The sequence below is a fragment of the Olsenella sp. Marseille-QA0557 genome (assembly GCF_965119725.1).
GTDB lineage: Bacteria > Actinomycetota > Coriobacteriia > Coriobacteriales > Atopobiaceae > Coprovicinus > Coprovicinus avistercoris.
In genome coordinates this window covers 159,608-178,592 of record NZ_CBCPMI010000001.1, presented here as the reverse complement: position 1 = coordinate 178,592, position 18,985 = coordinate 159,608, and the positions used below count along the sequence as shown (strand labels likewise).

At 54.5% G+C, this 18,985-nt stretch carries 15 protein-coding genes and 1 pseudogene; 12 read left to right on the top strand and 4 right to left on the bottom strand.

All coding sequences use genetic code 11. From position 1 onward, the window contains the following. The 10 genes and pseudogenes from ACQY6Y_RS00810 to carB form a co-directional block, all read left to right on the top strand. On the top strand, nucleotides 1–1,320 hold the full coding sequence (locus tag ACQY6Y_RS00810; RefSeq protein ID WP_428378411.1) for an ABC transporter substrate-binding protein: 1,320 nt from the start codon (nucleotides 1–3) through the stop codon (nucleotides 1,318–1,320). A 12-nt stretch (nucleotides 1,321–1,332) separates the two neighbouring features. After that, nucleotides 1,333–2,202, top strand: a complete 870-nt coding sequence (locus ACQY6Y_RS00805; RefSeq protein ID WP_428378410.1) for a carbohydrate ABC transporter permease — start codon at nucleotides 1,333–1,335, stop codon at nucleotides 2,200–2,202. Then, a complete protein-coding gene (locus ACQY6Y_RS00800; RefSeq protein WP_428378409.1) occupies nucleotides 2,202–3,050 on the top strand; it encodes a carbohydrate ABC transporter permease in 849 nt (282 codons plus the stop codon). Before ACQY6Y_RS00805 ends, ACQY6Y_RS00800 begins: the two co-directional genes overlap by 1 nt. A gap of 129 nt (nucleotides 3,051–3,179) precedes the next feature. Further along, complete coding sequence (locus ACQY6Y_RS00795) at nucleotides 3,180–5,372, top strand: alpha-galactosidase (RefSeq protein WP_428378408.1); 2,193 nt, start codon at nucleotides 3,180–3,182, stop codon at nucleotides 5,370–5,372. A gap of 99 nt (nucleotides 5,373–5,471) precedes the next feature. Further along, a complete protein-coding gene (locus ACQY6Y_RS00790; RefSeq protein ID WP_428378407.1) occupies nucleotides 5,472–7,043 on the top strand; it encodes a UDP-glucose--hexose-1-phosphate uridylyltransferase in 1,572 nt (523 codons plus the stop codon). A gap of 16 nt (nucleotides 7,044–7,059) precedes the next feature. Next, entirely contained in the window at nucleotides 7,060–8,313 is a 1,254-nt protein-coding gene (locus ACQY6Y_RS00785; RefSeq protein ID WP_428378406.1) for a galactokinase, read from the top strand. A gap of 7 nt (nucleotides 8,314–8,320) precedes the next feature. Beyond that, nucleotides 8,321–10,279: a BMP family ABC transporter substrate-binding protein gene (locus tag ACQY6Y_RS00780; protein WP_428378405.1), complete on the top strand. Its 1,959-nt coding sequence runs from the start codon at nucleotides 8,321–8,323 to the stop codon at nucleotides 10,277–10,279. A 75-nt stretch (nucleotides 10,280–10,354) separates the two neighbouring features. After that, complete coding sequence (locus ACQY6Y_RS00775) at nucleotides 10,355–10,957, top strand: metallophosphoesterase family protein (RefSeq protein WP_428378404.1); 603 nt, start codon at nucleotides 10,355–10,357, stop codon at nucleotides 10,955–10,957. A gap of 231 nt (nucleotides 10,958–11,188) precedes the next feature. Beyond that, the gene (gene carA, locus ACQY6Y_RS00770) at nucleotides 11,189–12,457 is read left to right on the top strand and encodes a glutamine-hydrolyzing carbamoyl-phosphate synthase small subunit (protein WP_428378403.1); all 1,269 of its coding nucleotides are present in this window, start codon (nucleotides 11,189–11,191) and stop codon (nucleotides 12,455–12,457) included. Between the two features lies 1 nt (nucleotide 12,458). Further along, a pseudogene (gene carB / locus ACQY6Y_RS00765) lies at nucleotides 12,459–12,854 on the top strand (carbamoyl-phosphate synthase large subunit); the annotation flags it as partial. An 80-nt stretch (nucleotides 12,855–12,934) separates the two neighbouring features. Here the strand turns inward: carB and ACQY6Y_RS00760 are convergent. The 4 genes from ACQY6Y_RS00760 to ACQY6Y_RS00745 all read right to left on the bottom strand — a co-directional run bounded on the left by ACQY6Y_RS00760 (nucleotide 12,935) and on the right by ACQY6Y_RS00745 (nucleotide 15,704). Continuing rightward, nucleotides 12,935–14,335 carry a tyrosine-type recombinase/integrase gene (locus ACQY6Y_RS00760; RefSeq protein ID WP_428378402.1) on the bottom strand — a complete coding sequence of 467 codons (1,401 nt, stop codon included), beginning with the start codon at nucleotides 14,333–14,335 and terminating at the stop codon, nucleotides 12,935–12,937. A 1-nt stretch (nucleotide 14,336) separates the two neighbouring features. Next, nucleotides 14,337–14,534, bottom strand: a complete 198-nt coding sequence (locus ACQY6Y_RS00755) for a hypothetical protein (RefSeq protein ID WP_428378401.1) — start codon at nucleotides 14,532–14,534, stop codon at nucleotides 14,337–14,339. A 5-nt stretch (nucleotides 14,535–14,539) separates the two neighbouring features. Continuing rightward, entirely contained in the window at nucleotides 14,540–14,926 is a 387-nt protein-coding gene (locus ACQY6Y_RS00750; RefSeq protein ID WP_428378400.1) for a helix-turn-helix domain-containing protein, read from the bottom strand. 91 nt (nucleotides 14,927–15,017) lie between these two features. Beyond that, nucleotides 15,018–15,704: a helix-turn-helix domain-containing protein gene (locus ACQY6Y_RS00745; RefSeq protein ID WP_428378399.1), complete on the bottom strand. Its 687-nt coding sequence runs from the start codon at nucleotides 15,702–15,704 to the stop codon at nucleotides 15,018–15,020. A 268-nt stretch (nucleotides 15,705–15,972) separates the two neighbouring features. On the opposite strand from ACQY6Y_RS00745, the gene ACQY6Y_RS00740 reads away from it, so the two are divergent. Both ACQY6Y_RS00740 and ACQY6Y_RS00735 read left to right on the top strand, forming a co-directional pair. Beyond that, nucleotides 15,973–16,176, top strand: coding sequence for a helix-turn-helix domain-containing protein (locus tag ACQY6Y_RS00740; RefSeq protein ID WP_428378398.1), 204 nt, complete (start codon nucleotides 15,973–15,975; stop codon nucleotides 16,174–16,176). A gap of 133 nt (nucleotides 16,177–16,309) precedes the next feature. Beyond that, nucleotides 16,310–18,925 (top strand): DUF927 domain-containing protein, encoded by a 2,616-nt coding sequence (locus tag ACQY6Y_RS00735; protein ID WP_428378397.1) that lies wholly within the window; start codon nucleotides 16,310–16,312, stop codon nucleotides 18,923–18,925. The last annotated feature ends 60 nt before the right edge of the window (nucleotides 18,926–18,985 follow it).

Genomic DNA, 18,985 nt, shown 5'->3' with positions numbered 1-18,985 from the left:
ATGCTGAATAAGCCCATTACGCGGCGTTCACTCCTGGGGCTCACTGCTGCTGGTGCAGCAACGCTCATGTTCTCTGGCTGTGCAAGTGAGAGATCGGATGGCAAGACCGAAGTTGAGATTGTGAGCTATAAGCAGGAGGCAAAAGCCATTTTCGATCAGATCATGGCTGACTTTAACGCTTCGCATGATGACATTGTGCTAACAATTAATAGTCCAGCAGACGCTGTCACTATTATGAAAACACGCTTTGTGCGTGAGAATTATCCCGATGTTATCGGTATTGGTGGAGATGCCGACTACGCCAGTTTTGTTGATTCAAATATCCTGGCAAATGTGTCTGATTATCCAGGAATGGCAGACGTTAAAGAGGCCTACATCAATATTCTCAAGAGTGTGACCTACATTCCCATGGATGGCATCTACGGTGTGCCATATGTTGCTAATGCAGCTGGTGTCCTCTATAACGTCGACATGTTCAATGAAAAGGGCTGGCAGATCCCTGTAACCTGGGATGAATTGATCAGCCTCTGTGAACAGATAAAGGCTGAAGGAGAAGTTGCTCCGTTCTATCTGGGCTATCTGGATACCTGGACAATTCTCTCTCCATGGAATTCCATTACCGTAAACATGGTGCCACCAGATCTTGCACGCCAAGTAAATGCTGGTAAGGCAACGTTTGCTGAGTATTATGGTGCTCCTGCACGTCGCATGCGTCAGTTGCTTCAATACAGCCAGACGTGTCTTCCGGGTGAGCCTGGTCCTTTTGCAGCCAGTTATAACGATGCATGCACATCGTTTGCAAATGGCAAGTCGGCTATGTACCCCTGCGGCAGTTTTGCGGTACCACAGATTCTTACCGGAAATCCCGATATTAATGTAGGTATGTTTGCAATGCCGTCTGCCGACAATCCAGATGATCGCATTGTGGTATCTGGTGTTGACTTGCAGTGGTGCGTTGCTGAGACATGCAAGCACAAAGACGCGGTTTATGAGGTTCTAAGCTACCTTTCTGAGCCGGATAATATGCAGACCTATATTTCTGATCAGCGTGCTATTCCCTGCATTGAGGGCGATTTCGAACTTGATCCGCTCTTCGATGGCATCAAGGACTTTTTGGATGAAGGCCGAGTGCTCGACTATCTGGACCATTCCTATCAGAGTGCTATGGCAGTCGATGCTCAGCTTCAGACAATGCTTCAGGACAACGAAGGATCTGAAGACGAAATTATCGATCGCTTCCTATCGAAGTTTGATTCGGATTGGACGCGTTATAACCGCCAAGTTATTCGTAAAGTACAAGAGTACGAGAGTCAGCAGTAAGGGGGGAGTGCTATGGCAAATCTTAGTAAGAGCAAGGTGGGCTCAGGACGCATGAAAACGTTTTATGCCATCCTCATCCCGGTGCTTATTCTATTTATCGCATTTAATACATTTCCACTGCTTACAGGCTTTTTCTACAGCTTTACCAACTCAAAGGGCTTTGGTTCATACGAAATAGTAGGGCTTCAGAATTACATCGATCTTTTCAGTGATGCGCGTGTAGGCAATTCTTACCTTTTCACCTTTAAGGTTGCAGTTGTTGCAACAATTCTGACGAATGTGTTTTCTCTTATGCTTGCTATTGCGCTTTCGAGCAAAATCAAGTTTAAGAGTGCTCTTCGCGGAATGTTTTTCGTTCCAAAGATTCTGGGTGCCTTGGTAGTTGGTTATGTTTTCAGCTATCTCTTCACATGGATTATCCCAGCAATTACCGGAACCGAATCAATCTTGGCTTCGCCGAGTTTGGCTTGGATTGCAATCGTAGTTGTATTGATTTGGCAGGGCTGTGCTCAAACGACCATTATTTATATTACGGGTCTTTCTTCAGTGCCTGAGGATGTCTATGAGGCCGGCAGCCTTGATGGTGCAACCGGATGGAACAAGTTCCGCTACATTACGTTGCCGCTTATTATGCCTGCCGTCACAACAAATATGGTGTTAGTGATGAAGGACATGCTCATGGTGTTCGATCAGATCATTGCTATGACATCTGGTGGCCCGTCTCAGTCTACAGAGTCTATTTCTTTCCTTATCTATAACAATGGTCTTGCAGGTGGACAGTTTGGCTTCCAGTGCGCTAACGCGGTCATTTTCTTCATTCTTATTGCAGTTATCTCCATCATTCAGACGAACTTCTTGAGCAGTAGAGAGGAGCAGCTCTAATGGCTAAAGATGCATATGGTGCTAAGGTCAAAGAGCGGGTTAACTGGCCCATTACCATCGCTCTGATTCTCCTCGCGATTGTAGTAATTGTTTTTCCGCTTTATATGACGGCACGTATTTCCGTGTCAGAGACTATGCCAACAGGTCTCGAAATTTTTACACTGCCCGCTCACTGGGATTTTGCAAACTTTCTTGAGGCAATAAAGGAAACGCAGTTCTTCAGCTCATTTTTGAACTCGCTGCTTATTACGGTCGTTGCGGTAGTGGTTTCGATTCTTCTGCACTCTCTTGCCGCCTATGCTATTGGGCGCAATATGGACCGTAAACCTTTTAAGTGGTCGTATCTCTTCATTATCGCTGGTATGTATGTTCCGTTTGCAATTCTTATGATGCCGCTTGTTAAGCAGACAGCCATCCTTCATCTGGATAATATGCTGGGTGTCATGATTCTGTATATCGTGTTCTACATGCCTATGAACATCATGCTTTACACGGGTTATCTCAGGAACATCCCCATTGCCCTTGAGGAAGCAGCCCGTGTGGACGGCGCCTCTACATGGACAACATTCTGGAAGATTATCTTTCCTATCATGAAGCCCATGCATGCTACTGTTGCAGTCATTACGGGACTCGCTGTATGGAATGATGTTATGACCCCGCTGGTAATCATGGGCGGCTCGGGTGTATATACGCTCCCGCTTGCACAGATGAGCTTCCAGACAGCATTTGGTACCGACTATCCACTTGCATTTGCTTCTTATCTGCTCGCTATGCTTCCGATGATTATCTTCTACATCTTTGCTCAGAAGCAGATTATCGGTGGTGTTACCAACGGTGCTGTGAAGTAGCAAATACTGTAGCAGTGCTGAGGGGAACTTTATATTGAGTTGCGCTCCAATCGAGTCACTGAGGCACGATTGGAGCACCTCTCTATAAGGCATTAGCTGTTGAATTATCTTTGGAAAGGCCCTGGATTCATGCCGATTGATTTTAATTCCGCAACGAAACTCATCACGCTTACTACCGATACAACGACATATCAAATGAAGGTTGATCCTTACGGTTACCTGATACATCTCTATTATGGTGCTCGTACGTCAGGTGATATGTCATATCTTGTAACGTATGCAGACCGCAGCGGTATGTGTGGTTGCCCTTATGATGTGCATGACCGCACCTATTCGCTTGATGTATTGCCTCAAGAATTCCCCTTCCAGGGGAGCGGCGATATGCGCAGTCCTTTGCTTGTTGTGCGCGATGCTGAGGGTGCATTTGGCTGTGACTTACGCTATGTAGGTCATACCATTTCAAACGGCATGTTCTCACTTCCGGGACTTCCAGCTGTTTACAGCGAGGAAGATGATGAGGCTCAGTCTCTCTCTGTTCAATTACGTGACGAGCGACTTGGGCTTGAGGTTGAGCTGCTCTATGGTGTGTTGCCACATTTTGATGTGATTACACGTGCGCTCATTGTTACTAATGCGGGCAATGCTTCTGTAACCGTTGAGCGTTTACAGAGTGCTTGTCTCGATTTTGTTCACGGCGATCTTGATGTCATGACATTTAATGGCAGACACGCAATGGAGCGTAGGCCAGATCGTCATCGTATTGGACATGGTTCATTCTCAGTGGGCAGTCGTCGTGGCATGTCATCGAATCAATACAGTCCATTTATGATTGTTTGCGATCATGCTGCAACTGAATTCAATGGGCGCGCTTGGGCAATGAACTATGTTTATAGCGGTGGTTTTGAAGCTGAGGTGGAGCGCGATCAGTACAACCAGGTTCGTGTACAGATGGGCCTTTCTGATGACCGCTTCTCATATCCTCTCAATCCCGGCGAGCGTTTGGTTGCTCCAGAAGTCATCATGGCCTATTCACATGAGGGCATCGGGCGTATATCTAACATTATGCATCGATGCATCAGGAAGCGCGTGTGCCGGGGATATTGGCGCGATCGCCGCCGTCCCGTGCTTGTAAATAGCTGGGAGGCAATGCACTTTAATTTCAATGGCGACTCCTTGCTGGATCTTGCCAAAACAGCAGCTGATCTTGGTATAGAGCTGTTTGTGATGGACGATGGCTGGTTTGCAGAGCGCGATAACGATATTTGCTCGCTCGGCGACTGGCGTGTTAATGAGAAAAAACTCGGCAGATCACTCGCGGAACTTGCAGATCAGATAAATGATCTTGGTCTTAAGTTTGGTATTTGGGTAGAGCCTGAAATGATCAGCGAGGACAGCGATTTGTATCGTGCTCATCCCGATTGGGTCCTCGCACTTCCTGGAAAAGCTCCTACTCTTGGGCGTGATCAGCTTGTTCTTGATCTATCGCGAGCTGACGTGCGAGATAATTTGTTTGAGCAACTCTGCGGCATACTTGATCAGGCGCATATTGAGTACGTTAAGTGGGACTACAACCGTTGTATTACCGATGCGTATTCCCGTACAACAACTGATCAGGGCAAAGTGCTCTACGACTATATGATTGGTGTCTATGACCTGCTTGAACGTCTGATAAAGCGCTATCCCAAAGTGCTGTTTGAGGGGTGCTCTGCCGGAGGTGGCCGTTATGATGCGGGCATGATGTATTACACCCCTCAAATCTGGACGAGCGATAATACCGACGCAGATAATCGCCTCACAATTCAATATGGATCATCATTTGGGTTCCCACTTTCAGTTATGGGTGCACATGTATCTGCATGTCCAAATGAGATAAATAATCGTACGGTACCCTTAACGACGCGCGGACATGTGGCCATGGCAGGCGGTAGTTTTGGATACGAACTAGATTTAAATGAGCTGCCTGGTCGTGCTTTCGATCATATTCGCCGTCAGATCAGCCTTTATCACGAAATAGAGAACATAGTTTGCGAAGGAGAGCTCTATCGACTTTCTTCGCCTATGGATGATGATGTGTGTGCCTGGGAGAACGTGTTAGAGGATGGTTCTGAGGCAATTATGACGGCAGTTGTCCTTAAGGTTGAAGGGTATGCCCAAGCAAATTACGTAACATTGCGCGGTTTAACTCCAGGGGCTAACTATCGCGAGCTCACCACAGGAGTGGTGTATCCCGCAAATGCCCTTATGGATATGGGAATGCCATTGCCGGTTAATACAGAAATGTATGCATCCTATCTCTATCGTTTCGAGCGAGTAGAGGGATAAAGGTCTGCAAAAAATCAGCTGATATAACCTGCTGTGGATCCTGGTTGAACTCAAACAAGCGCACAGCATGTTGCTTTATAGCAGCAGGACGGAGATGCGATGAACGCTTCATGGTTTCGCAATGCTGAGGATGGTGTAGCAGCTCTCGTTGCCTATGCTCTCGATCGCCAACTCATTGGCGAAGAAGATATAGTGTTTGCTTCAAACCAACTTTTCGATGCGTTGCACTACGAGCCTCAAGCCACCTTTGAGCCAATTCAGGCCACAGCACAGGCGGCAAAGCCTCCGCTAGAGGAGCTTTTGGCATGCTTGCTCGACGATGCTGTTGCTCGAGGAGTTATTGAAGACGGCATAGCCAGTCGTGATCTTTTTGATACACGGCTTATGGGCTGTGTTACGCCGCGTCCAAGCCAGGTGGTTCATACGTTCTGGAAGCGCTATCACGATTCTTGTGAGAGTGCTACGGACTATCTCTACAAACTTGCGCTCGATTCCGACTATATTCGCTCATATCGAATTGCACGAGATAAAAAATGGGTGGTTGCTACTCGGTATGGCGATTTGGATATCACTATCAACCTCTCGAAGCCTGAGAAAGATCCAAAGGCTATAGCAGCCGCCCTCAAAAATAAAGGCAATAAGGGAAGCTATCCTCGTTGTCAGTTGTGTTGTGAAAACGAGGGCTATGCAGGCAGACTTGATCATCCGGCTCGCCAAACAATTCGGCTGATTCCACTTACCTTGGCAGATGAGCCATGGTATTTGCAGTACAGCCCGTATGTGTATTACAACGAGCACTGCATTGTGCTCTCGCGCCAGCACGTTCCAATGCGTATTGATCGCGTAACGTTTGAACGCCTTCTCGAGTTTGTCACTATATTTCCGCACTACACGCTTGGCTCAAACGCCGACCTTCCTATTGTGGGTGGCTCAATTCTTACGCATGAGCATTATCAGGGAGGGCGGTATACGTTTGCTATGGCTCGAGCCGGCATGCGTAAACGAATAGTTTTCCCTGGTTTTGAGGATGTAGAGGCTGGCATTGTTGACTGGCCTATGTCGGTTATCCGACTTGATTGCTCTGAGCCTGCCCGTCTTGTGGAGCTTGCCAACAAAATTCTTACAACATGGCGCAGTTACTCCGATGCATCCGTGGATATTTTGGCTGAAACAGATGGCGTGCCTCATAACACGATTACGCCTATTGCACGACGCCGTGGACAAATGTATGAGCTTGATCTCGTACTTCGAAATAATCGGACAACTGAAGAGTATCCACTCGGCATTTTCCATCCCCATCAGGAGCTTCATCACATCAAAAAAGAGAATATCGGCTTGATTGAAGTGATGGGTCTTGCTGTGCTGCCCGCACGCCTGGTGGGTGAGATGGACGAACTCAAACGTATGATTCTTGCGGGAGAAGATCCAGCAACAAATCCGGTGTGTGCTGCTCACGCTCCATGGGCGGCTGAAGTCTTACAGCGCCATCCCGCGTATGCACCCGAAAATATCCAGAACCTCGATAGTGCAGCAGCGGCAGCAGAGCTTGATCACATTATTGAACAGGAAATAGGCGCGGTATTTGCCCGCGTGCTTGAACAGTGTGCTGTTTTTGCCGATAACGACGAAGGGCACGAGGCACTCGATAGGTTTATTGCGAGTGTGCAATAGAACAAAAGGAGACATCATGGCAGTTCCAACCATTGATCAGCTCAAACAAGTTTATGGTGTTGCGGCTGAGAAGACTGCTGAGCGCCTCAAGGTGCTTGAAAACCGCTATATTGATCGCTTTGGCCAGTCTGACCTCGAGTTTTTCTCAGCGCCTGGCCGTACAGAAATAATTGGCAATCATACCGACCACAATGGTGGCAAGATTTTAGCTGCAAGCATAACGATGGACACTATTGCGGCTGCGGCTCCAAATGGTACCAATACCATTGAAATTGTGAGTGAAGGTTATTCTCAGCCTATCGTTTTTGATGTTGATGCAGTTGAGACCATTCCGCCATGCCAAGGGAGCCTTTCGCTCGTAGCGGGTATGGTTCGAGCGCTCCGTGATCGCAAGTATCGTGTTGCAGGTTTTAATGCAACAGTGTCTTCCGAAGTAATTCCATCGGCAGGTGTGAGCTCGTCTGCTTCTTTTGAGATGCTCATTATTCAAGTAATTGATCATCTCTTTAATCACGATTCTATTGAGCGTGCAGACTACGCCTATATCGGACAGTATGCGGAAAATGTCTATTGGAAAAAGGCATCTGGCCTTATGGACCAAATGGCGTGTGCTGTGGGTGGCACAATCGTGCTCGATTTCTCGGACGGAGTGAAGTACGAAAAGGTTGATTTTTCATTTGATTCGCTCGGGTGCGATTTGGTGATTGTTAATACCGGTAAAGGCCACGCGGATCTTTCTGAGGAGTATTCTTCTGTCCCTCAAGAAATGCATGCCATTGCCAACGTATTTGGCGTGGAGCAGCTCAGCCAAATAAGTGAGGATGATCTACTGCGCCGTCTTCCTGAAGTTCGTGAGTGTGTGGGATCGGATCGTGCCGTTTTACGTGCGCTTCATTTCTTTGAGGAGTGCGGCCGAGTTGATAAGGCGGTTCAGGCGCTTCATGAGGGGAATCGTTCCGAGGTACTCAATCTGATTGAAGCTTCAGGCAATTCTTCTTGGAAGTGGCTGCAAAATGCTTATGTATCTTCAGATCCTGCAGAGCAGTCCATTCCTCTAGCACTCGCTCTTACAGAAATATATTTACGTCGTCTTGGACGTGGTGTTTGTCGTCTGCATGGCGGCGGCTTTGCAGGGGTAATTATGTGCGTTGTTCCATCAGAACATACGCAAGACTACGTTGAATATATGGCTCCCTATGTGGGTATTGAGAATATCTATCGTACCAACATACGTCAGGTTGGCGCTGCATGTCTGAACGCAGGGGCGTGAGTAAAGAATGCTCGAAGACTATCGCAAGGCTCGTAAGCTCGCATATGCGCGTGTCCAAAAAGATGTTGCTGCGGGACAATATCCTTATCCGCCAGCGCTTGACGATATTTTAAAAGGCGAAGGTTATCAGGCTGAGGTACCTATCGGCTTGTCGGAAATCGACATCTCCCTCATTGCTGGGACAAAAACACGCGGCAGGCAAAATAGTTTCTCATCGAATTTCATGCCGCTTCCTGAGTCGTCCTCGGAGTTTGCGATGAAGTGGAGCGATCTCATTGATTCGCAGCGCGCAGAGGGTATTCGTGAGCCGATCGTAGTCTTTGAGTTTATGCAGCGCTTCTATGTGCAAGAGGGCAATAAACGCGTTTCAGTGCTGCGCTATTTAAAACAACCGACAATACTTGCGACGATTACACGTGTTTTGCCGATGCCTTCGGACAGCCCGGCGTATCGTGTGTACCAAGAGTTCACGAGGTTTTATCAGGTTGCTCCCATCTACGGTATCGTATTTTCCAATGAAGGCGATTACCTGCAACTTGCAGCGCTTCTCGGCGAGAATCTCGATCAGAAATGGCCTGCCGAGAAAGTGCAAATGCTCAAAAACTCCTTTGATGCATTTGCACAATCTTTTAACCGCCGGGGTGGAGATATGCTTGGCCTTTCTGTGGGCGATGCATTTCTTACCTTTCTGAAGGTTTATGGTTTTGAGACCACCTCAAAACTATTACCCAAGGAAATAGATGAACGGGTTGGACGTCTTTGGGAAGAGTTTGAAGTCGTTCGTGATGGTGGAAAGGTAGCCTATTTAGAGGATCCTGCTGAGTTTAGAGGCAACATCATTCCTGAGCTTAAAAACCTCTATAAAGATGCTGTGCTTGCAAAACCTTTTCGTATGGCCTTTATGTATGAGCATAGCCCCCAAACAGATGGTTGGTGTCTTCTTCATGAGCGCGGTCGCAAAAAACTTGAAAAGCGATTGGGCCCAACTATTTCCACACGAGCCTATGACGACTGTCTCGATTATGACGACTTTAAGCTTGCGGTAGAGGATGCGCTTAAGCAAGGTGTGGATCTTATCGTTACTATTTCACCCACGCAAATGCGTGCCTGTTTGCGTCAGGCGCTTGCACATCCTCAATGTGCCTTTATCAACTGTTCTGTGAGTTTGTCGCACAGTGCCGTAAGAACGTTTAGTGGGCGACTCTATGAAGCTAAATATCTTCTTGGTGCATTGGCGGCAACGCAGGCAGTAAATCATCGGATTGGCTATGTTGCAGACTCTCCGGTATATGGCAGCGTCGCCGAAATTAACGCTTTTGCGCTCGGGGCGCAGATGGTAGATCCGCATGCCGTTGTGTTTCTAAAGTGGTTTTCTGCAAAGGATTACGACTGGAAGCGTGAGCTTGCCGAGAGTGATGTGCGCGTAATTTCGGCGCGGGACTATGCTGACCCACTCAATCCAGATGAGCCTTGGGGTCTTTATCGTATCGAGGATGATGATACATGCGTGCGCCTCGGCAATCCCATTTGGAAATGGGCACGTTATTACGAGTTGATTGTGCGCTCTATTCGCAATGAAACTTGGCGAAAAGAAGGCTCAAGGCGTGTAGGGGAGGCCTTGAATTATTGGTGGGGCATGTCGGCAGGCATTCTTGATGTTCATCTGGAAGATGTCGTGGCTTATGGTCAACGGGTCCTTGTGGAAGGCCTGAGGCAATCCATGCTTACCGGGCGAGCAAATCCCTTTGCAGGTGAATTGCATAGCCAAGGAGGCATTGTCCAAAGCGGCAAAGCAGGGCATCTTACAAGCGAAGAGATTGTTCATATGAGCTGGCTCAATGAAAATGTTATTGGCAGACTTCCTGAGCAGCGTGAGCTTTCTTTTGACAGTTTGAAACAGGTTGAGGTAAGCGGGCTTATTCCACTTGATCCTGCCACGCTGCCCTATAAAGACATCCTCACGTAATGGCAGCGTATTCGCCTTAGGCATATCTACAAATAAATGCATATGTTTGCACTATGTTGAAAAGAATTGTTACTCATGAAAGTACTTGCTATATCAGATGTGGAAGAGGCCTGGCTTACGACTTACTATGATCGTGATCGTATGGCAGATGTTGAGCTGATAATATCCTGTGGTGATTTGCCCGCAACCTATCTCGAACACATCGTGACTCTTGCCAATGTTCCGTTATTGTATGTTCCAGGCAATCATGATCGCGATTATGATAACCATCCTCCCCAGGGATGCATTCCTATTGATAACCGCACGATAGAGTGCCAGGGGTTGCGCATTATGGGCTTCGGCGGATCTGTTCGCTACAACGACCGCATTGTCGGTTATTCCGAACAAGAGATGTATTGGAAGGTATTCAAGCAATCTCTGCTGGCGAGACTATCGGGCGAGATTGATTTATTGGTGACGCATGCTCCCATACGCGGTTATGGAGACCTCGACGATCTTCCTCACCAAGGTTTTGAAGCATTTAATACTTGTTTGGAGATCGTGCATCCCACCATTATGGTGCACGGTCATGTTCATATGAATTACGGTCGTATTGAGCGTGAGCGCAATCATCCTTCAGGTACACGCATTATCAATGCCTGTGGTGCGCAAATCTTTGATATTGAGCCAAAACGCTGAGATCAACTTTTTACAACTGGTTTTAAATCAACGATTGTATTCATACCACTAACCTCTATACTGTTCAAAACCTTTAATGCGGTACGAGATACCGAAAAGGGCGTTGAGCTGCACATAGTTGCAAGCATCCTTTAGTGTCTGCCGCATGAGTGGCGGACGTTTGTTCTGCCCCATGCTGTTCGCTAAATGCTTGAGATATGCGGCATAACGCGCGGCTGAGAGGGGCAGTGTATGAACCTATTGGTAGATGCCGGAAAACGACCTCGGGCATTGCTTGCGCTAGAGAATGGCCTTGTGTTGCAAGGGTTCTCTGCGGGTGCGGATGGAGAAACCTTTGGCGAAGTAGTATTTAATACTTCCATGACGGGCTATCCCGAAGTAATAAGCGACCCATCTTATGCAGGTCAAATTGTGGCACTTACCTATCCTCAGGTGGGAAATTACGGTGTTTGTGAGGCGGATTTACAGTCTGATACTCCTGCACTCAAAGGGCTTATCGTCCATGATATGTGCTATACACCGAGCAATTGGCAGAGTGATTATGCTTTGCCAACGTGGCTTAAAAAACAGGGGATTGTCGCAATAGAAGGTGTTGATACACGAACCATAACGTTGGCAGTTCGCAGCGCAGGTGCAATGCGTGGAGCCATATCAACTCAAGACCTTGACCCTAAGAGTCTTTTGGCACGCGTGCGTGAATCGAGTTTTATTTCAGATCATAACTATGTAGCTGACGTCTCGCGCGACCATATCACCACGCTTCCTGCAAGCAGCAAGGAGAGTGTTCAGTCTGATGAACGCCATACCGTGGTGGTCTATAACTTTGGTGTTAAGAAATCTATTCTTAAGAGCTTGCAGTCGGTTGGCTGCGAGGTTCAGGTAGTTCCTTGGGACACTGCACCAGAGGATGTGCTGGCTTCTAGACCCGATGGTGTCATGCTTTCCAATGGACCGGGCGATCCGAGGAGTGTGCCTGAACTTGCTGAAATAGCCCATGCTCTTATCGGCACTATTCCGCTTTTTGGCATTTGTTTAGGAAACCAAGCACTTTCACTCGCTGCTGGCGCACATATCGACAAGCTTCCTTTTGGTCATCATGGCGGCAATGAACCCGTCATGAATATGCTTACCAATCGCGTGGAGATAACCGCGCAAAATCACAATTATGTGCCGATTTTTTCTTCATTTGGACAACTCATCCCAGAACTCTCCGGCGGGATTTCAGAGCATCCCTCCGATGGTGATTTGCGCTTTTGGTGCAAAAGACATATCGCGCCGGTGGTGCAAACAAAAGAATTTGGGCGTGTTCGTCTCACTCATATCAATCTCAATGACGGTAGCCTTGAAGGCGTGCAGTTCCTTGATCAGCCGGCCTTTTCTCTGCAATACCATCCAGAGGCTGCACCTGGTCCTCACGATGCGCTCTATGCGTTCGATGCATTTAAGGCGCTTATGAGAGGAGAAGAGAATTATCTCGCATGCGGGGAGAGGTGTAAGTAGGATGCCCAAGAGGACTGATATTAAAAAGATTTTGATTATTGGCTCTGGTCCAATTGTTATTGGTCAGGCGTGCGAGTTTGATTATTCCGGAACTCAGGCATGTAAGGCCTTGCGTGAACAAGGCTATGAGGTGGTGCTGGTTAATTCCAATCCCGCAACCATCATGACCGATCCTGCGATGGCCGACCGAACCTACATTGAGCCAGTTACTGCGCAATCGGTAGAAAAAATCATCGCTCGCGAACGTCCTGATGCATTGCTTGCAAATATGGGCGGACAGACAGGGTTGAACTGTGCAGTAGAGCTTGCGGAGTCCGGTGTGCTTAAAAAGTATGATGTGGAGGTTATTGGTTGTGACATTGCCTCTATTCGAACGGGAGAGGACCGTGAGCTCTTTGCTAATGACGCAGGAGGGCGGTGGGTCCGAAAGGGCGAATAAATGCGCAGGTAGAAGGTATCGTTTCTTTTGACCTCCTTTCAGCGGGTTGCCGCCTGGTACGAATCCGGTACGAATCGTTCTCGGGGTTGCTCTGAGGCACTTTCAGGGGCGTTTTCAACGCGCTCACGAGGTGAGCTTACGAGGGTGAGTCGGCGCCCGCCGTTGATGACGCGGGGCTCGACTTGGACGATCGGAGTGATGGCGGGGGCGGCCTCAACGGGCTCCGAGAAGAGGTCGCTCACGACGTCTGCCGCCGCGCGCTTGGCTTCCATGTTCACGTGGGTGTAGATCTCCATCGTGATCTCGCTCGAGGCGTGGCCGGCCAGCTCCTGCATCACCTTGGGATGTACGCCCCTCAGGGCGAGCGTGGAGAGGTAGGAGTGACGCAGCTCGTGGAACGCCCAGCCGTCGAGGCCGAGCGTCTCGCGGTCGCGCAGCCACCACGCCTCGAGCACGTTTGGGCTGAGCCTGCCCATGGTCGTGCTGAGAACGACCGGGGTGCTCTCGCTCTGCTCCAGGCGCTTTCCGGGTTTCTCGCCGTTCTTCATCGCCAGCCTCTCCTGCTCCGCCGCGTACTCGTCGATGCGGGCCTTCTGCGCCTCCTTGTGCATGGCGAGGGCGTCTCGGACGGAGTCGGGCATGGGGAGGCGTCGCACGCCGGCCTTCGTCTTGGGGTCCTTGAGGTTCCCGAAGCAGTCGTAGGACTTGCGGATCGATATGACCTGGCTCTCGAGGTCGACGTCGCGCCACGAGAGGCCGCAGACCTCCCCGCGACGCATCCCGGTGCTGACCGCGAGGAAGTACGCGATGTCGGCCTCCCGAGTGAAGTCGAGCTGCGCTATGAACTCCCGAATGGCCTCCGGCTTGAGGGCGCGGCGGGGCTGGGTGTCCCTGCGTGGCGTGTCCATCTCGGTGCAGGGGTTCTTGGCGACGACACCGTCCTTCACGAGGTCGTCGAACAACAGCTTGAGCGTCTTGTGGATCTGGTTGAGATAGGTGCCGCTGGCGGGTTTGCCGGAGAGGGTGTCGCCGGAGCGCATGGCGGCGTACATCTTCTCAAGCGTCTCTCGGGTGACCTTCGAGGCGTCGGCGTAGCCGATGTGACGGTTGATCGCCTTGAAGAAGCGCTCGTAGGTCACGTTGGTGTTCTCAGTGAACTCGCCGGACGCACGGCGCCTTGTCATGAAGTCCTCCGCGCACTCCTTGATGGTCGTGCCCGACCTCTTGTGCACCTCGTCGTTCTCGATCTCCTTGATGAACTCGCGCAGGGCCTTCTTCGCCTCGGTGTAGGTGCCGTTGAAGCGCCTCGTGCGGGTCTTGTACTTGCCCGTGCGCGGGTCGAGGCCCACGGGGACACGCAGCTGCCACTTGCGGCACTTGCTCTTGGGTTTGTCCTTCTCCATCTGGATGATGGAGCCCTCACCGGTGACCTTGGCCATGCTACTCACCGTCCCCGACTACGACGTAGGACGGGCGGTAGTGCCACTCGAGGTCGCGGGCGAGCTCGCGCTGCCAGGGCTCGTCGAGGCGCAGGGCCTCGCCGGGCGCGGCGACGAGGGCGACGACGGGGACCTCGTTTCCGGCGTCGTCCGTGATGGAGTAGGACACGACGCGAAGGTTCTTCTCGCTCTCGGTCATGGCGCTCACCGCCTGCCCTGGGAGCGTGCGGCGCGCTCGCCGAGCTCCACGTAGGAGAGGTAGCTGTCCACGAGGTTGCGCCCCTCGGGGCTGAGCGCGTCGTAGCGGGGCTGGATGCCCTCGGGCTCCGGCGCGTCGATGTCCTCGCGGCCGACCACGAGGTCGATGGAGCAGCCCAGCGCATCCGCGATCTGCCACGCCGCCGGGAGCGGGATGCCGCAGCCGGCGCCGTCGCCCGCGCGCTCGTAGCGGGCGTAGGTGGAGCCGGGGATGCCGAGCGCCTCGGCGAAGTCCTTCGCGGAGCGGTAGCCCGCCTGGCGGCGGAGCCTCTGGAGTGTTCTTTTGCCGCTTATGGCCTTGTAGGGGGTTTGGGAGGTTGCGGTTAGTGACATATACTTGTCACCGTCCCTTCTGGATTTGCCTCTGGACCGGACGCCGGGCCCGTGGGAGTGCCAGCTCCCGCGGGCCCACCTGTTTCGTTGTCTACGCCTTCGCGCCACCTCCCCTCTGCCCTGTGCCGGAGTCGAACTCGACCGCCACGCGGGCGTCGACGGAGCTCCACATGACCTGCATCCCCTCGTGCTCGAACTCGCCGTGGGTGCGGTCGTATGCCTCCATGATCCTCTCGATGGTCTTGTCGTCGGCAATTTCGAGCGCCTTGATGGGGAACCTGCCGCGCTTCTTGGCCGCGAGCTTCCGGAGGTAGGACTCGAAGGCCGAGCGGGCCTCATCGGCGCTCTCGAACGTGACGAGCTCGCCGAACGCGGCGCCCTCGCCCATCTCGGCGAGCATCTGGCGCTCGTACTGGTAGCAGAGCGCATCCCAGGGACGCTCCTCCTCGCGGCGCTTGCGCTCCCGGATCTTGGCGTCCTTCATGAGCACGAACTCGCGCATCTCGTCCGCGAGCGCGCGGGCCTCGGGCGTGAGGCCGTCGTACTCCAGCTGCACCTCGCCGCGCGCGGTGCCCGGCGCCGGGGTCTCGCGGCCGACGATTGCGTCGATGGTGGTGCCCAGGATGTCCGCGAGCTGCCAGGCCCGCTCCATGGGGATCTTGTCGGGGTTGGACTCGTAGCGCGCGTAGGTCGACGAGGGGATCTCGTGCGCCTCGGCGAAGTCGTTGGCGTTCTTGTAGCCCGCTGCCTTGCGGAGCTCTTGGAGGTTGCTCGCCATGGCGTCCGCCTTTCTCGAATGTGTTCGTCCTGTGGAGGGAGACTGCAGGCGCCCTCCGTTGACTTGTTACGCTTCGCAACAGATTCTATCACTCACTGACAAGCCATTCAATGCTCAAGAGTTATCTTACCTCAAATCTTGCAAAGAATCTCACTCTATGACATTTCCTGTGATATTCTACGGCTGCACGGCGACGGAAGGTGCCACTTCGTGACAGTCGGTTCGCCGGCGTGCGGTCCAGAGGCAGATCGGATGAGGAGGAAGCGTGATGAGTTTCGAGGAGCTGCCCTACTTCATGACCCCCAAGCAGCTCGCCGACGTGACCGGCGAGCACGAGGGATCCATCACGAGGGGGATCCGCGAGGGCCGGATCCCTGCCGACAAGGTGAACGGCCGGTGGCGCATCTGTCGCGACGTGGTGTTCCCGAACGCGAAGAAGGGGGCCTCAGATGACAGGAAGGACAGCGAGTAGTCCGGGCGGGGCCGGGGGCGCGCTGGCACGCGTACCTGAGGAGCTGCGCCGCGAGCCGAGATGGGTGTGCTGGCGGCGCGAGACGAGGAACGGCAAGTCTACGAAGCTGCCGGTCGATGCCCACACCGGGCGCATGGCCAAGTCGACCGACCCCGCGACGTGGGCGACCTTCGAGGAGGCCGTGGCGGCCGTGGGCCGCTGGCGCTGCGACGGCGTGGGGTTCGTCTTCGGGCCGGACCGCGCCTTCACGGGGCTCGACCTCGACCACGTGATTTCGGATGGTGTGCTCGACCCCGCGTACCGCTGGGTGGTCGAGGAGGCGGGCACCTACACGGAGGTCTCGCCCTCGGGCGACGGCTTGCACCTGATCTTCCGGGGCGCGAAGCCCGACTGGGCCCAGCGCTCGCGCAAGGGCCAGCCCGGCGGGCGCGTGGTGGAGATGTACGACCACGACCGCTACTTCACGGTGACGGGGAACGTGTTCGAGGGGCGCGGGACGCTGGGGTCCAACCCCGAGGTCGTCGAGAAGGCGTACCGGACGTGGATCGAGCCGGGGCGGGCAGCCGCGCAGCCGACGCTTTCGGCGGCATCGGGCGCGGGCGCCGACGTGGACGACGAGACGCTGCTCGAGCGCATGTACGCCTCCCGCAGCGGCGACGCGATCCGCGCCCTCATGGCCGGCGACTGCTCGGCGCAGGGCGGCGATCGCTCGGCGGCGGACATGGCGCTGTGCTCGCACCTCGCGTTCTGGTGCGCGGGCACCGCCGCCCGCATGGACCGGATCTTCCGGCGCTCCGGCCTCATGCGCGACAAGTGGGACAGCCGCCGGGGCGGCACCACCTACGGGGCGCAGACGATCGAGAGGGCCATAGAGGGCTGCACGGAGTTCTACCGGCCGAGGGAGCGACGGGCAGGCCGTCCTTCTCGCCAGGCACGCCCTTCTCGTGCTAAGGATAAGAACGTATGTTCGGCTGTTGCGCCGGACACGGATGGAGGGGGCTCCCCTGACGAGGAGGCGCCGGACTTCGAGACGGCGCCGTCGGTGGAGGGCTGGTTCGTCGACGCCCGCGGGCGCCTTTGGGTACGCGGGCGCGACGGGGAGCTGGCGCGCTCGGTCACCTCGACGGCGCCCTGGGTGGCGGCCGACCTCGTGGACGTGGACACCGGCGACGTGCGCGCCCTCGTGCGCGTGACGGTGCCCGGCGGCGTGCGCGAGCGGGCGCTCGACCGCGAGGTTCTTCTCAACCAGAGCAAGGTGATCGGCGCGCTTGCGCCGCTCGGGGCCAACGTCTCGTCCGCGAATGCGAAGGACGTCGTGCGCTACCTGACCGACGTGGAGCGCCGCTTCGGCTGGGCGCGGCCGCGCGCGAGGAGCGTCGTGCACCTGGGGTGGGCGGACGGCCCTCTATCCGCCTTCATGCCCTACGACCTGGGCGAGGGCGGCGTGCGCTTCGACCCCAGCCCGGACGAGGCGGTGAAGGCGCGACCCTTCATGGAGCCGGCGGGCACGCTCGCGGAGTGGGTCGAGGGCGTGGCGCCGGCGCGGGCGGCCTCCATGGCGTTCCGCTGCGTGCTGGCGGCGAGCTTCGCCTCGCCCCTGGTGTCGCTCCTGGGCGTGCAGACCTTCATCGTCTACCTCTGGGGGCGCTCGCGCTCCGGCAAGACGCCGACGCTCAAGGCGGCGGGCTCGGTGTGGGGCGACCCCACCGAGGGCGCGGACAGCTACTTCCGCACCTTCGCCGACACGCCCAAGAGCATCGTGCGCGCGGCGGCCCTTTTGCACGACATACCCGTGATCATCGACGAGCTGCAGAGCAAGGGCGCCGTGGGCGGCCAGGCGGGAAAGCGGCAGGTCGTGGAGGACCTGCTCTACTCGCTCTCGCTCGGCCACGAGCGCGGCGCGCTGAACTCCGACCGGACGATGATGAGGGCGGGCTCGTGGCGCTGCCTCACGATCGCCACCGGCGAGATCCCCATCGTGGGCTCCTCCACGCAGCAGGGCGCGGCGAACCGCACCCTCGAGCTCTGCGCGGAGCCCTTCGAGGACGTGCGAGCGGCCCAGGCTATGCACCACCTCGTCTCCGCGCAGCACGGCACCGCCGGGCGCGCCTACGTGGCGGCGCTGCGCCGCAACGACGCGGCCTTCTACGCGGGGCAGTTCTCCTCCGTGCGCGACGCCGTGTGCGCCGCCGCCGGCGGGCACCCGCAGGCGGACAACGTGGCGCTGCTCGCGCTCGCCGACGCCCTCGCGCAGTTCTACGTGTTCGCGCCGGGCAGCGACTGGGAGGCGTGCTTGGAGGGCGCGATGCTGATGGCGCGCTGGGCGCTCGTGAACGCCACGGGCGCGGACGGCGGCGACACCGACGTGAAGGCGATCCAGTTCGTGGCCGAGTGGCTGGTGCGCAACCGCCTGCACTTCGAGAGCTCGGCGGAGATGGACCGGCTCGAGCGCTGGGGGTCGGTGGAGCAGTACCGGGACCGCCCCGGCTTCTGCTGGTGGGTCTTCTCGTCCGTGCTCGACCAGGCGCTCGCGGGCGCCAACTTCGACCGGCAGAAGACGCTCAGGCGCATGGCCGACGAGGGCGTGCTGCTGCCCGGCTCCGGGCGCGGGTTCACGCGGCAGAAGCGCTTCGGCGACTCGCGGGTGTACTGCGTGTGCGTGGACAACGCGGCGCTGGAGGCCATGCTCGAGCGCTCGGCGGGCGCGCCGCCTACGGTGGCGCCGTCTCAAGGGGGCGGGCCATGCTGAGACACGGGTCGAGACGCCCCTGGCGGCTGGTGAGGGTGCGCGTCCCCTCCTCCTGTCTCA

Coding starts and splice junctions, on each gene's coding strand:
- ACQY6Y_RS00760 (WP_428378402.1), bottom strand. CDS start 14,335: ATGGCCAAGGTCACCGGTGAGGGCTCCATCATCCAGATGGAGAAGGAC.
- ACQY6Y_RS00785 (WP_428378406.1), top strand. CDS start 7,060: ATGGCAGTTCCAACCATTGATCAGCTCAAACAAGTTTATGGTGTTGCG.
- ACQY6Y_RS00780 (WP_428378405.1), top strand. CDS start 8,321: ATGCTCGAAGACTATCGCAAGGCTCGTAAGCTCGCATATGCGCGTGTC.
- ACQY6Y_RS00750 (WP_428378400.1), bottom strand. CDS start 14,926: ATGTCACTAACCGCAACCTCCCAAACCCCCTACAAGGCCATAAGCGGC.
- ACQY6Y_RS00805 (WP_428378410.1), top strand. CDS start 1,333: ATGGCAAATCTTAGTAAGAGCAAGGTGGGCTCAGGACGCATGAAAACG.
- ACQY6Y_RS00735 (WP_428378397.1), top strand. CDS start 16,310: ATGGCCAAGTCGACCGACCCCGCGACGTGGGCGACCTTCGAGGAGGCC.
- ACQY6Y_RS00755 (WP_428378401.1), bottom strand. CDS start 14,534: ATGACCGAGAGCGAGAAGAACCTTCGCGTCGTGTCCTACTCCATCACG.
- ACQY6Y_RS00795 (WP_428378408.1), top strand. CDS start 3,180: ATGCCGATTGATTTTAATTCCGCAACGAAACTCATCACGCTTACTACC.
- ACQY6Y_RS00740 (WP_428378398.1), top strand. CDS start 15,973: ATGAGTTTCGAGGAGCTGCCCTACTTCATGACCCCCAAGCAGCTCGCC.
- carA (WP_428378403.1), top strand. CDS start 11,189: ATGAACCTATTGGTAGATGCCGGAAAACGACCTCGGGCATTGCTTGCG.
- ACQY6Y_RS00810 (WP_428378411.1), top strand. CDS start 1: ATGCTGAATAAGCCCATTACGCGGCGTTCACTCCTGGGGCTCACTGCT.
- ACQY6Y_RS00775 (WP_428378404.1), top strand. CDS start 10,355: ATGAAAGTACTTGCTATATCAGATGTGGAAGAGGCCTGGCTTACGACT.
- ACQY6Y_RS00745 (WP_428378399.1), bottom strand. CDS start 15,704: ATGGCGAGCAACCTCCAAGAGCTCCGCAAGGCAGCGGGCTACAAGAAC.
- ACQY6Y_RS00800 (WP_428378409.1), top strand. CDS start 2,202: ATGGCTAAAGATGCATATGGTGCTAAGGTCAAAGAGCGGGTTAACTGG.
- ACQY6Y_RS00790 (WP_428378407.1), top strand. CDS start 5,472: ATGAACGCTTCATGGTTTCGCAATGCTGAGGATGGTGTAGCAGCTCTC.